Origin of the sequence: Endozoicomonas sp. G2_2, assembly GCF_017744135.1 — a bacterium.
Lineage (GTDB): Bacteria > Pseudomonadota > Gammaproteobacteria > Nevskiales > Salinisphaeraceae > Salinisphaera.
On record NZ_JAGHQU010000005.1, the window covers coordinates 124,849 to 137,786 of the forward strand.

The window sequence follows — 12,938 nt, forward strand, 5'->3', positions numbered from 1 at the left end:
TAGCGGCGTGATGGATTTGGATTCGAGGGGGCCGGGCTTGCGTCTCGGGTGGCGGATCGCCCTTGTGGCGGTCGTGATGATCTCGTGTCTGCCGGCCGTGGCGGCCGCCGACTATGCCGAGGGCGCGCGGGCCTTCGAGCGCCGCGACTATGCGGCCGCGCACACGATCTGGGCGCCGCTCGCCGAGGCCAACGACCCGCGCGCGCAATATGGTCTGGGCCTGCTGCATGCCAACGGCTGGGGCACGGACCGGGACGCGCTGCGCGCCCAGCACTGGTACACCATGGCGGCCGAACGCGGGCATCCGGGCGCCCAGTACAATCTCGCGGTGATGCGCGATACCGGCAACGGCATTCCCCGCGACTCGGCCCAGGCCGGGTTCTGGTACACGGAGGCCGCCCGCCAAGGCTTGCCGTCGGCGGCCTACAACCTCGCGCTCATGACGCTGGCCGGCGACGGGCTGCGCCGCGAGCCGGCGAAGGCGGTGGCGTGGCTGGACCGGGCGCGGCCAATGGATCGGGCACGCCTGATCGCCGCATTGCCCGAGGTGGAAGTCGCCGTGCGAGCGGCCAATATCCGTGCGAAACCGGCGCGCGATGCGGAGATCGTCGGCAACGCGCGGCGCGGCGAGCGCCTGCGCGTGTTCGCCCGCCAGGGCGACTGGCGCGAGATATGGCAGATGAACGCCGAGGGCGCGACGCGCGCCATTGGCTGGATCGCCGCACGGCTGTTGAATGGCCTGCCGGCCGCCGATGCCGCGGCCGTACGCCTCGACCGATTCGAATATGGCCCGCTCACCGATCTGAAGGCACGTTGGGCCCGCCGTCCGGCGCCGCCCACGGTCGCCACGACCACCGCCGGCGGCGATGCCCCGCCGGCCTCCGGGCGCCTGTTGCGCAACTCGGGCTGGCTCGCGGGCTTCGACGCCTTCGACGTGGGCGAGACACGCGGGCGTGCCGTGCGGGTGGCCACCGAGCGGCTGAACGTGCGAGCCGCGCCGTCCACGAACGCCGCGGTACTGCTGCAGCTGGGCCACGACGATATCGTGCAGGTGGTCGGGCGCCGCAGTGGTTGGCGGCGGATTCTGCTGCCCGGTCAGGCCGGTAGCGGTTGGGTCGCCGCGTTCCTGCTTGGCGATTACCAGCCGCCGCCCGGCGAGCACCTGCCGGGCCGCGCCGCCCGCATCGGCGCGCGTGACGTGAATCTGCGCGGTGGCCCGAGCATGGGCGCGCGCGTACTCGGCCAGCTCACCCGCGGCGAGTCGGTGCGCATCATCGACTCGCACCGCGGCTGGCGCGAAGTGACGGTGCCCGGCACATCGCGCCACGGCTGGGTCGCGGCGTTTCTGATTGCCGGCGAAACACCGCCTCCGATGACCACCGCCGAGAACGCCCGCTCCGACGATCCGGTCGGCGAAAGCGGCGGCTGACATCATCGCGGGTCGATGGACAACCGGGGCGCGCCGCATGGCGGCCGCGGCGCTTGCGGGCTTTGTGCTGCAGCTCGCCGTGCCCGCATGGGGCGATTTCAACGACGGCGTGGCCGCCTATCAGCGTGGCGACTACGCCGCCGCGCGAAACGCCTGGCAGCCGCTGGCCGAATCCGGCCAGTCGAACGCGCAATTCAACCTGGCGCTGCTGTACGCCAACGGCCTCGGCGTGGCGCAATCGCCCCCCGAGGCGCGGCGCTGGTTCCAGGCGGCCGCCGAGCAGGGCAATACCCAGGCGCAGTACAACCTGGCGCTGATGCTGCAGGCCGGCGACGGAGTCCCGCGCGATATTCGCGCCGCGCGGCAGTGGTATGAAAAAGCCGCGCGCGCCGGCCTGGCCGCGGCCCAGAACAACCTCGGGCTGATGTATCTCAACGGCGACGGCATGCCGCCGGACCAGGCCCGCGCCATTCGCTGGCTGGGCCGGGCCGCGGGGCGCAGCGCGCAGGCGAAGCGTAATCTCGACCAGTTGGCCGAAGGGCTGTCCAGCGCGCGTGTCGACGCCAGCCGGGTCAACGTGCGTGCCGGGCCGTCGCGCCAGTCACGTGTGGTCGACCAGGTGGGCGCCAACGATGTCGGGCTGCGGCTGGATGCCCGCGCCGGCTGGTCGCGGCTCTGGTTCGTCGAGCGCGACACGATCGGCTGGATTGCCGATCGCCTGCTGGCGGGCGGCGAGCCCGAGGCGGCACGCGCCGAAACGGCGCCGAGCGGCGCGCAAACACCCGCGCTCGTCGCGGATGACGACCTGCGCGATCGCGTCGCGCCGACTTCCGATACGCCGGAACAGACTGCCCCGCCGACGCGCAAGCGCACCCGTTTCACCATTGCCAGCGCCTCGGCCGACCTGCGTGCCGAACCGGCGCGCGATGCGCCGGTGCGCGAGCGTCTCAAGTACGGCACCGCCGTGGTCCAGCTCTCGCGGGATGGCGGCTGGCGCCGGGTGCGCAGCCTGGATAGCGGCCAGGAGGGCTGGGTTTCGGCCTTCGTGCTGGCCTGGGACGAAGCCGCGGAGGCCCGTGCCGGCAAGACCAGGCGGCGTGCCGGAGCGGGCAGTGGCGGCGGCTAGTGGGGCTCGACCGGCCGCTGCATGATGTAGTCGTCCATCACGAAGCCGTTGCCGATGGGTTTCACGTGGGTCTTTTCCACCTCGAAACCGAAGCGCCGGTAAACGGCGACCGCGCTGTCGTTGGTGCGATTGACGCGTAGTCGCAGCGTCGTGGCGTTCAGGTCCGCCGCGGTTTCGAGCGCCCATTCGATAAGCCGGCGGGCGATACCCTGGCCGCGGGCGGTATCGAGCACGTAGAGCTTGTCGAGCCAGGCCGTGTCGCCGTCTTGGGCATCGGGAGAAACCGCGGCGAAGGCCAGCGCGTTTTGCTCGCGGCAGGCCAGCACGAAGCGCGTGCCGGCAGCCTGCTCGGCGGCGAGGGTGTCGAGATCGTAGCCGTGGGCGAGCATGTACTCGATCTGGCCGACGGTGATGATGCCCGGATAGTGTTCGTGCCAGATACGCCGCGCCAGTGCGGCCAGGCGTTCGTGATCCTCGGTGCGCGTGGCCGGTTGCAGGGTGCAGGCGCTCATGGCGTGTCGCCGTTGCGGCTGTGAGCCAGCCGGTCGCGGATGGCTGGGCCGTAGGCGTGGTCGGCGAGCAGAGCGCGCCCGCGGCGTGTCTCGCGCAGCCGGGTTTCAAGCCAGCGCAGCCGGCGCGACAGGCGTTGCGATTCGGCGCTTTCCCGGCGCGTCATGCGTAGCAGATCCTCGATATCGCGGATCTCGCGCCGTGCCTCGAGCTCGGGCGGTACGAAGCCCGCGTTCTTGAGCAGTCGATAGCCGGCCCGGAGTTCGGGCGGCACGTCGCGATCGTCGTCCAGATCGAGCGGTTTGCCGGCGCCGGGCAGGTTGTCGAACTCGCCGCGTTCGGCGGCGGCGTCGATATGCGCGTCGGCCAGTCTTTCGAGTAGGCTCATGCGCTTAAAATAACGTTTTTTGCCGACGGCTTGCAGCCGCTCGCGGCAATCTGCGATATCGAGGAACCTGCATGAACGAGTTTCTGGCCCCCGACCTGGACGGCGCGGATGTTGCCGATCGTGTCGAGGCCAACGGCCTTGAGCTGGCCTACGAGCAGTTCGGGCGCGATGATCACCCGGCGCTCATCCTCATCATGGGGTTGGGCACGCAGCTCACCGGCTGGCCCGATGCCTTCTGTCGCGCGCTCGCGGATACGGGTCTGCGCGTGCTGCGCTTCGACAATCGCGATATCGGCCTGTCGACCAAGTTCGACCGCGGCGCGCGCTATGACGGCGCCCGCAAGGCCTTCGTCAAGTCGCTGCTGGGCCGGCGTATCCGCACCGCGTACACGCTGGACGATATGGTCGCCGACACCATCGGTCTGATGGATGGCCTCGGTATCGACAGGGCGCATCTGGTCGGTGCGTCCATGGGTGGCATGATCGCCCAGCTCGTGACCGCCCAGTATCCCGAACGCGTCGCCACGCTGACCTCGATCATGTCCACCTCGGGGGCGCGGGGCCTGCCGCGCGGGCGCATGAAGGTGCTGATGCGACTCGGCAAGGCGCCGAAACGCAATGACCCGGATATCGTGGCCCGCCACATGGCGCGCACCATGCGCATGATCGGCAGCCCGGAATACGGCCGTAGCCTCGAAGACTGGACCAGCGAGATCCGGCGCAACGTCAAGCGCAGCTATTACCCCGCGGGTACCCAGCGCCAGATGCTCGCGGTGATGGCCGCGCCCTCGCGCGTGGCCATGCTCGGCGAGATCACCCATCCGGCGCTGGTGATTCATGGCAAGGCCGATCCGCTGCTGCCGGTCGCGCATGGTCGCGACACCGCCCGCAGCCTGCCGAACGCGCAATACGAGGAGATCGACGGCATGGGCCACGACCTGCCGCCGCGCCTGCTGCCGCGATTCGTGGCTTTGATCTCGGCGTTGGCCCACGGCGATCCGGCGCGCCCGGCCGGCGAGCCGTATATCTAGCCGAAATCCAGGCTCTGCTGGTCGCCGGTGGCCGGCGGACAGCGAAACCGGCTGCTGTCCAGCGGCAAGCGTCGGCGTGCACCGATACCGGCGCGCTTGCAGGCCAGTTCGAAGCGCCGTGCGAGCAACTGTGCATGAACGCCGCTGCCGCGCATGCGCGTGCCCCAGCGGGAATCGTAGTCGCGTCCGCCGTGCATCTGCTGGATCAGGCTCATGACATGATCCGCGCGCTGCGGGTAGTGGGTATCCAGCCATTCGCGGAACAGGCCGCTGATGCTGTGCGGCAGGCGCAACAACACATAGCCCGCAGTGGCCGCCCCGGCAGCGGCGGATTTTTCCACCAGCGACTCCAGCTCGTGGTCGGTGATCGCCGGGATGACCGGCGCGACCAGCACGCCGACCGGCACGCCAGCGTCGGCCAGCGCCGTGATCGCGCGCAGACGTTGCTGCGGCCCGGCCGCGCGCGGCTCGAGCGTGCGTTTGATGCCGGCATCGAGGCTGGTCATGCTCACCATCACGCTGACCAGACCGCGCTCGGCCATCGCCGCCAGGCGGTCGATGTCGCGCGTGATCAGCGCCCCCTTGGTGATGATCGACAGCGGCTGGTTGGAGCGATCGGCCACGGCGAGCAGATCACGGGTGACGCCGAGCTGGCGCTCGTCCGGCTGGTAGGGGTCGGTATTCGCGCCGAGCGTGATGGGTTCGCAGCGGTAGCCGGGCGCGCGTAGTTCGGCCTCGAAGCGCGCCGCGGCATCGGGCTTGTAGTAGATCTCGGTTTCGAAATCGAGGCCGGCCGAATGATCCAGGTACTCATGCGTCGGCCGCGCGAAACAGTAGATACAGCCGTGGCTGCAGCCCTTGTAGGGGTTGATCGAGGCGTTGAAGGGCACGTCCGGCGAGTTGTTGCGGCTGATGACGCGCCGCGCCGGGTCGGCGTGCAGCTGTGTGGCCGGACGCACCGGCGTGTCTTCTGCATCGTCCGCGCCGCCCCAGCCGTCATCGAAGTCCACGGCATGGGCCGCCGAAAAACGCGACGCACGATTACTGAGCGCGCCGCGGCTCTTGTGATGGGTTGGGATATGGCGCATCCGGAAACTGTATAAACGAACAGTTTTGAGCGCAAGATGCGCGGTCAGGGGGTGATGGTCTTGCCCGCCCAGTCGAAGATCTGGCCGCTGTCCTCTGGCGTCAGTGTCGACAGCACGTCGAGCAGGTGGCGCGCGGCGGTGTCGCGCGATTGCAGCTGCTTGTCCGGCACGTTGCGCTGGAAGGGTTCGGACAGCCCGGTATCGACCGTGCCGGGGTGCAGGCCCACGCAGATCAGCTGTTTCGAGCGCCGGCGCAGCTCGATCGAGGCCGTGCGCGTGAACTGGTTCTGTGCGGCCTTGCTGGCACGGTAGGCATACCAGCCGCCGAGCCCGTTGTCCGATATCGAGCCCACGCGCGCCGACAGGCTGGCGATCACGGCGCGCTCGCCGTGGCACAGCAGGTCGTGAAAATGCTTGATCATCAGCAGCGGGCCGCTTGCGTTCACGGCAAAGGCGCGGGCGAGGTGTGCCGGCTCGACATCGGCCAGTTTCTTCTCGGGCCACATGCCCTGATCGTCGTGGAGCAGGCCGCCGCAGGTGATCATCAGATCGAGCCGCGCGGTGAGCGCGCCGATGCGTGACCGGGCCGCGGCGATGCTGTCTTCGTCGGCGAGATCGAGCGCCACGACCTGTAGCCGTTCGTCGCCATGTTCCTGCGCGAGACGCGCCAGTGTCGAGGCCTGCTCGGGGTCGCGCACGCTGGTGATGACGCGGGCCCGTTCGTCGTCAGCCAGCAGCCGTTCGACGAACGCCAGGCCCAGCCCGCGGCCGCCACCCTGTATGAAGTAGTGTCGGGTCGGCATATATCTCCAATCGTTGTGTCTGCGCATCGTCAGCCGATGGTCGCGGTGTCGCGCCGGGCTGGAATGGCAGATACTAGGTATGGCGCAACTATTTTTAGTGCAAGCCGACGATGCGTGGGATACTCGCATCGCGGGGAATTAATGAAATCGTCTTCCACTGACCTATATAGCCTGAACCTGGCTGTGTCGATGCAGCCTGCCGATACGGCACAGGAGGCGCCGACGCGTCTCATTCAGCGCCAGATTGATCGCGGCTTTGTCGGGCTGCGGTTCATGCCCGCGCTTGAGCGTGAGTTTCACGGCTATCTGCGTCAGTCCAGCCGCCTGAGCCGGGCCAGCCTGATCTTTCTGGCCGTTGCCGGCGTGCTGTCATCCGCGCTCATCGACTCGAGCTGGCTGGGCCTGCCTTTCGAACTGGTCGGCACCACGCGACTGATCCAGTTCACCGTGATGATGCCGATGGCCCTGATCTGCACGCTGTTGTGCCTGCGCTATCCTGCGTCCCGGTCGATGGAGGTCGGCATACTTCTTCTGTTTGCGGTCATGGTCGCCGGTCTGCTGGGCCAGCGTGTGGTGGATTCCCAGCAGGGCTTCGACCTGCCGCTGGAACTGATCGGCGCGACCGCGGTTGCCATGTTCTGCCTGTCGCGGGTGCGTTTCTGGGTCCAGTTGCCGTTGCTTCTGGCCATTGCCGTGGTCACCGTCCTGGTCGAGCTGAGCCTTGTCCACCTCGGCGACTCGGGCTACTACGACATGTTTGCCACCGGGGTCCTGTTCATCGTCGCCCTGCTCGCAGGCTATTCGTCCGAATACACCATCCGCTGGACTTGGCTTAATGCGACGCTGCTGCGCTATCTATCGCGGCTGGACCGGCTGACCGGGCTGCTCAACCGTCACGCGCTGGAAAGCGCGCTCGCCAGTGCTCACGCCCATGCCCTGCGCGAGCGCAAGGGTTATGCCGTCGCGATGATCGATATCGACGCCTTCGGCGCCTACAACGATCATTATGGTCACCAATATGGCGACGCCGCGCTGCAGCAGGTCGCCGACGCGTTGTCCGATCATGCGCGTCGGCCGCTCGATGCCTGCGGTCGCTACGGCGGTGAGGAATTCGTGCTGCTGTGGATGGATTGCGGCGCCGAGCAATCGCGTGCGCTGGCCGAGTCCGTGCGCGAGGTGGTCGAGCGCGAGCGTATCGCGCATGCCGAATCACCGGCCGCGCCCTGGGTGACGGTGAGCGTGGGGCTATGCCATGTGGATGCCGATCGCACGGATGCGCCGATCGAATCGGTGCTGCGCGAGGCCGACCGCGCGCTGTATGCCGCCAAGAGCGAAGGCCGCAATCGGGTGGTCTACACCCGTTATCGCAGCGGCGTGGCCGATGAGAACGACGAAACCCTGCCCCTTGCGTGGCCGCGCAAGACGCATTCGGGTACGCGCTAGTGGATCAGCCAGCTCAGCACGATCACGCCGAGCACCGTCCATAACAGGGTCGGCACGACCGAGCGGCGCATCAGCGCCTTGGCCGCGGCATAGAGCATGGCGATGCCGATGAGCAGGATCAGCAGCGAGAATATCGACGCATTGATGCCCAGCGCGCCGGTCAGCCCGCGGATGAAACTGTCGATCGCGCCGTAGAGATTGTCGAAAAGCCAGCCGAGGCTGTCGACGATGAAGCGGATCGCGGCGCCGAGCTGCTCGCCGATCCAGTGGAAGAAGTTGTCGATTTCCATGCGCGCGTCTTGCCGGGTGGTCGGTGAGCGTTTGCTCCAGGCGACTCAGTGTAACGGCTTGGCGGCTTGTTGCCGCGTCCGGCGCATCGGCCGTAGTGCTGGCCGTGTGTCGCGAAGTTGCCGCAGGGGCGCGAAAGCCGGCCACGGCCGCTGGGGCCGCGTGCCGGCCGTGAAACGTGGCGGTCCGCCTTATTCGGAGGCTTCTTCCTGAACTTCCTCGCCCGCCTGTTCCATGTCTTCGCCGGCACCCTGGATGGTGTTGCAACCGGCCAGCAGGGTGATCGAGAAAACGGCCAGCGCGAGCAGGCTGGCGATCCTGGACTGACGATTCATGCATTACTCCCTTGTGATCTGGGTTTGCGGCACGACCGTGCGCGATGCCGACCGTACGACGGCTGAATATAGGCGATGCACGGTAGCCGACACCAGGCCCTAGCGCGGCGGCAGCACACGGTCGTGCAGAACGCGGCGCAGCACGAAACTCGAATGCACGCCGGATACACCCTCGATCCGGGTAATGTGCTGAAGTAGCAAGCGCTGGTAGTCGTCCATGTCGGCCACGGCGATACGCAGCTGATAGTCGGCTTCCTGGCCGGTGATCAGCAGGCATTCCTGGACTTCCGGCAGGGCTTCGACCCGGGCCTCGAAGTTCGCGAAGCGCTCGGGCGTGTGCTTGTCCATGGAAATGAGCAGCAGCGCGGTCAGCCCGTAGCCGAGCGCGCGGGCATCGACGCGGGCGTGATAGCCCGTGATCAGGCCGGCCTCCTCGAGTGCGCGCACGCGACGCAGGCACGGCGAAGGCGAGAGATTCACCCGCTCGGCCAGCGCCTGGTTGCTGATCCGGCCGTCTGCCTGGAGGGCTTCCAGAATCTGACGGTCGAAGCGGTCGATCTGCAGGGTATTACTGTCGTTTTTCATTTGGCGCAATTATTATGCTCAATATAGCGTAATATTTAGCAAAATATTGCGCAATTCGCGAATCGGGCGAAATTTTGGCAATCCGCTGCCGCCCGCGGCGCGTTAGACTGTTCGCCTGATGCACGTCGGCTACCGGCGACGTGTCCGAAAACACGCCAGTGCGAGGACCACCATGAGCCGTTTTGACCACCGCAAGTATCGCCCCGCCCCGCGGGTGACCGGTTTCGACCGCACCTGGCCGGATCGCGATCTTCAGAAAGCGCCCATCTGGGTCAGCGAAGATCTGCGTGACGGCAACCAGGCGCTGCTCGAACCAATGACGGTGGAACAGAAACAGCGGCTCTGGAAGCTGCTGGTGGATGTCGGCATCAAGGAGATCATGGTCGGCTTTCCGTCGGCCAGCCAACCGGACTACGACTTCGTGCGCTGGCTGATCGACGAGGACCAGATTCCGCACGATGTGACCATCGCAGCACTCACCCAGTCGCGCGATCACCTGATCGATCGCACGTTCGAGTCCTTGGAAGGGGTGAACAAAGCGATCATCCATCTCTACAACTCGACCTCGACCGTCCAGCGCGAGCGCGTGTTCGAGATGGACGAGGACGGCATCATCGATATCGCTGTCAAGGGCGCCCAGCGCGTGAAGGAGAACGCGCAGAAGCGCCCGGGCGTGCACTGGAGCCTGGAATATTCGCCGGAGAGCTTTTCCTCCACCGAGGTCGAGTTTTCCGTGCGCATCTGCGAGGCGGTCATGGATGTCTGGCAGCCCACGCCCGACGACAGAATAATCTTCAACCTGCCGAACACGGTGGAACTGGCCGGTCCGCATCACCACGCCGACCAGATCGAGTACTTCTGCCAGCACATCAAGAATCGCGAGTCCGTGATCGTGTCCGTGCATACGCACAACGATCGCGGCGGTGCCGTGGCGGCCGCCGAGCTGGCAATACTGGCGGGTGCGGAGCGTGTCGAAGGCTGCCTGCTGGGCAACGGCGAGCGCACCGGCAACATGGATATCGTGATTCTGGCGATGAATCTCTATGGCCAGGGCATCGACCCCGAGCTGGATCTGTCCGATCCCGACGAGATCATTCGCGTGGTCCATGAATGCACCGGCATTCCGCTGCATCCGCGCCATCCCTGGGTGGGCGAACTGGTCTATACCGCGTTTTCCGGCAGCCATCAGGATGCGATCCGCAAGTCGCTGCGCAAGCAGGGCGAGGACGAACACTGGCAGGTGGCCTATCTGCCGATCGACCCGCGTGATATCGGCCGTGACTACCAGGCCGTGATCCGGGTGAACAGCCAGTCCGGCAAGGGGGGCATGGCGTTCCTGCTCGAGCGCGATTTCGGCATCAATCTGCCGCGCTGGATGATGCTGGCGCTCGCCCCGCACGTGCAGGCCGAGAGCGAGCGTACGGCCGGCGAGTTGTCCAGCGGGCGCATCCGTGACCTGTTGTTCGAAAAATTCTCGCGCGAGGCGCCGCTCACGCTGGTGGATTACGGCCTGCGGCGTGGCGCCGAGGGTCAGACGCTGGATGTGACGCTTTCCGACGGCCGCCAGCGTATCGAGCTGCAGGGCCATGGCAACGGACCACTCTCGGCGTTCATCGACGCCTGGCATGCGCATGCCGGCGAAGAGATCGCGGTGGCCGACTACTCCGAGCACGCGTTGTCCACCGGCAGCGATGCCGATGCCATCGCCTTCGTGCAGCTGCGCAAGGACACGGTGCGCATCCCCGCCGTCGCGGAAGACAGCGATACCGTCAGTGCCGCGCTCAAGGCGATCATTGCGGCGCTGAACCTGTCACGCGAGGACGACGAGACCGGCCAGCGCGGCGGGCTCACGGCACTCGCCAGCTAGGCTTTCACGCGGCAGGCGTCTGTCGCGGCGTACGCGAGGGCGGTGGTTTCGGCCACCGCCTTTTTTCATGCGCGCGTCGCAGCCGCGCGGTCAGCGCCGGAGATTGGTCGGCGTTACCGGCGCGGCGTCGTTGCCCCAGCTGCCGCGGATAAAGCTGAGCACCGCGGCCAGCTCGCGCTCGCTCAGTTTGTAGAAGGGCGGCATGCCGTGCGGGCGCGGGTTGTCGGCGGTGGCGGCAGCGAAGCCCCCTTCGCGGATCATGTTCGCGGCGTTGAGCGGAAAATCCATGGTGACCGCCCGGTTGCCGGCCAGCGCCGGCGCGCCCGCGTCGCCACGGCCGTCGTCGCCATGGCAGCCGGCACACCGGTCGGCATAGATGGCGCGGCCTTCGGCCATCGCCGTCTGGCGGCCGTCTTCGGACATGCGGATCAGCCGCAGGGGCGAGTCGACCTGCTGTTCCGGCAGCGCCGTGAGATAGGCGGCCATGGCGCGTGCGTCGTCGTCGCGCAGGTATTGCAGGCTTTCGAAGACCACATCGGCCATCGGCCCCAGCATGGCGGCATGGTCGCGCTTGCCGCTTTGCAGGAAGTCGGCGGCGTCGGCGATCGATAGTCCCTGCAGCCCGGCCTGTGCCGGGTCGGCCAGTGGCGGCGCATACCAGCCGTGGATCATCGCGCCGGGGGCATCGTCGGCCGTTTCCATTGCGCCGAAAGCGCCGCGCGCCCGATGGCAGGCATCGCAGTGGCCCAGTCCCTCGACGAGATAGCGGCCCCGGTTCCAGTCTGCGCCGCGCGCGTTGTCGTCGGCCTGTTCGCCGGGCTCGAAATAGAGCGCCTGCCACAGGCCCAGCAGGCTGCGATAGCGATAGGGAAAGTCCAGATCGTGCGCGGGCTGCGCCTGTTCGACGGGGGCCACGCTTCGCAGATAGGCGTGAATCGCGTCGATATCGTCGCGCGCCACGTGCGTGTAGCTGGGATAGGGGCAGGCCGGATACATCGGCGAACCGTCGGCGCGCACGCCCTCGTGCAGGGCGCGATAAAAGTCGTCGGCCGACCAGTTGCCGATGCCGGTCGCGCCGTCGGGAGTGATGTTGGGCGTGACGAAGGTGCCGTAGTCGCTGTTCAGGTGCAGGCCGCCCGCGAAGGGCTCGCCGCCGGGCGCGGTGTGGCAACCGCTGCAGTTGCCGATCCGGGTCAGGTATTCGCCGCGCTCGCGCATGGCCTCGTCGGCGGCCGTGGCCGGCAGGGCAAGCGCGAACATCAGGCACGCAAGCAACAGCTTCATCATTCGACCGGCGAAAGGGCGTGGCGCGTTCATGGCGTCGCGGGCTGCGGTACGCTGCCGCAGGTCATGGGGGGCGCATCGATCGGCTCGGCTGCCGGGCGCGTATCGGCCGGTGTCGGCTGGGCCGCCAGCCAGGCGGCCACGGCTTCCACATCGCGGCCCTTAAGCCGGCTTGCGATATCGGCCATGCAGTCCGGTGCGGCGGCGTGCCGCGTGCCCACCTGCCAGGCACCGAGCTGCGCCATGATGTACTGGCGCGGCAAGCCCACAAGTCCCGGCGTGTTCGGCTGTACGCCGGTCAGCCGTTCGCCGTGACAGGCGTCACAGGCCGGGATGCCGGCGGCTTTGTCGCCCTTGCGCGCCAGCTGTCGCCCGCGTTCGGCCAAGGGCTCGGGCGGCGCGGCCGCGGCGGGTGGATAGGGCGTGTGCTGGTCGGCGAAATACTGCGCGATCTCGAATAGATAGGCGTGCGACAGATGCGCGACCATGTGATTCATGCTCGTATTGCGGCGCCGGTAGTCCTGATAGTTCACGAGCTGGTTGTAGAGATAGCCGGCCGGCTTGCCATGGATGCGCGGCACATAGCCGTCCTCGAGTTCGATGCCCTGCGGGCCGTGGCAGGCGCTGCAGGCCGCCACGCGATCCTTCATGCTCGGGCGCGCCGGCTCGGCCGCCGCGCCCAGCGGCAGCAGCAGAACCAGCGCGATGATGGCCACATAGCCTGCCGTTCGTGGTGTGTATGCATAGCGGGTCATGCGGCA

The 12,938-nt window shown here is 67.5% G+C and carries 14 protein-coding genes; 5 read left to right on the forward strand and 9 right to left on the reverse strand.

Annotated elements, in window-relative coordinates; genetic code table 11:
- Positions 1-37 precede the first annotated feature (37 nt).
- Entirely contained in the window at positions 38-1,429 is a 1,392-nt protein-coding gene (locus J7355_RS07725) for an SH3 domain-containing protein (protein WP_209061411.1), read from the forward strand.
- Between the two features lie 37 nt (positions 1,430-1,466).
- Positions 1,467-2,555: an SH3 domain-containing protein gene (locus J7355_RS07730; RefSeq protein ID WP_209061413.1), complete on the forward strand. Its 1,089-nt coding sequence runs from the start codon at positions 1,467-1,469 to the stop codon at positions 2,553-2,555.
- Here J7355_RS07730 and J7355_RS07735 read toward each other — a convergent pair.
- Complete coding sequence (locus tag J7355_RS07735; RefSeq protein WP_209061414.1) at positions 2,552-3,067, reverse strand: GNAT family N-acetyltransferase; 516 nt, start codon at positions 3,065-3,067, stop codon at positions 2,552-2,554. The two genes, J7355_RS07730 and J7355_RS07735, sit on opposite strands and share 4 nt — an antisense overlap.
- A complete protein-coding gene (locus J7355_RS07740) occupies positions 3,064-3,453 on the reverse strand; it encodes a DnaJ family domain-containing protein (RefSeq protein WP_209061416.1) in 390 nt (129 codons plus the stop codon). The genes J7355_RS07735 and J7355_RS07740 overlap by 4 nt, the downstream gene beginning before the upstream one ends.
- A gap of 71 nt (positions 3,454-3,524) precedes the next feature.
- Between J7355_RS07740 and J7355_RS07745 the strand changes: the two genes are divergently transcribed.
- The gene (locus tag J7355_RS07745) at positions 3,525-4,484 is read left to right on the forward strand and encodes an alpha/beta hydrolase (protein ID WP_209061418.1); all 960 of its coding nucleotides are present in this window, start codon (positions 3,525-3,527) and stop codon (positions 4,482-4,484) included.
- Here the strand turns inward: J7355_RS07745 and J7355_RS07750 are convergent.
- Positions 4,481-5,572: a PA0069 family radical SAM protein gene (locus J7355_RS07750; RefSeq protein ID WP_209061420.1), complete on the reverse strand. Its 1,092-nt coding sequence runs from the start codon at positions 5,570-5,572 to the stop codon at positions 4,481-4,483. The two genes, J7355_RS07745 and J7355_RS07750, sit on opposite strands and share 4 nt — an antisense overlap.
- Before the next feature lie 44 nt (positions 5,573-5,616).
- Complete coding sequence (locus J7355_RS07755) at positions 5,617-6,375, reverse strand: SDR family oxidoreductase (RefSeq protein WP_209061422.1); 759 nt, start codon at positions 6,373-6,375, stop codon at positions 5,617-5,619.
- Between the two features lie 189 nt (positions 6,376-6,564).
- Between J7355_RS07755 and J7355_RS07760 the strand changes: the two genes are divergently transcribed.
- A complete protein-coding gene (locus J7355_RS07760; RefSeq protein WP_209061424.1) occupies positions 6,565-7,818 on the forward strand; it encodes a GGDEF domain-containing protein in 1,254 nt (417 codons plus the stop codon).
- Here J7355_RS07760 and J7355_RS07765 read toward each other — a convergent pair.
- The 3 genes from J7355_RS07765 to J7355_RS07775 all read right to left on the reverse strand — a co-directional run bounded on the left by J7355_RS07765 (position 7,815) and on the right by J7355_RS07775 (position 9,026).
- Positions 7,815-8,108, reverse strand: a complete 294-nt coding sequence (locus J7355_RS07765) for a hypothetical protein (RefSeq protein WP_209061426.1) — start codon at positions 8,106-8,108, stop codon at positions 7,815-7,817. The two genes, J7355_RS07760 and J7355_RS07765, sit on opposite strands and share 4 nt — an antisense overlap.
- Positions 8,109-8,297: 189 nt before the next feature.
- Positions 8,298-8,441, reverse strand: a complete 144-nt coding sequence (locus J7355_RS07770; protein WP_209061428.1) for an entericidin A/B family lipoprotein — start codon at positions 8,439-8,441, stop codon at positions 8,298-8,300.
- Positions 8,442-8,540: 99 nt separating this feature from the next.
- Complete coding sequence (locus J7355_RS07775; RefSeq protein WP_209061431.1) at positions 8,541-9,026, reverse strand: Lrp/AsnC family transcriptional regulator; 486 nt, start codon at positions 9,024-9,026, stop codon at positions 8,541-8,543.
- 172 nt (positions 9,027-9,198) lie between these two features.
- Between J7355_RS07775 and J7355_RS07780 the strand changes: the two genes are divergently transcribed.
- Positions 9,199-10,893 (forward strand): 2-isopropylmalate synthase, encoded by a 1,695-nt coding sequence (locus tag J7355_RS07780; protein ID WP_209061433.1) that lies wholly within the window; start codon positions 9,199-9,201, stop codon positions 10,891-10,893.
- A 90-nt stretch (positions 10,894-10,983) separates the two neighbouring features.
- Here J7355_RS07780 and J7355_RS07785 read toward each other — a convergent pair whose 3' ends face one another.
- Together J7355_RS07785 and J7355_RS07790 are read right to left on the reverse strand one after the other, a co-directional pair.
- Positions 10,984-12,210, reverse strand: coding sequence for a cytochrome c (locus J7355_RS07785; RefSeq protein ID WP_209061435.1), 1,227 nt, complete (start codon positions 12,208-12,210; stop codon positions 10,984-10,986).
- Positions 12,207-12,932 (reverse strand): hypothetical protein, encoded by a 726-nt coding sequence (locus tag J7355_RS07790; protein ID WP_209061436.1) that lies wholly within the window; start codon positions 12,930-12,932, stop codon positions 12,207-12,209. Before J7355_RS07790 ends, J7355_RS07785 begins: the two co-directional genes overlap by 4 nt.
- Between the last annotated feature and the right edge of the window lie 6 nt (positions 12,933-12,938).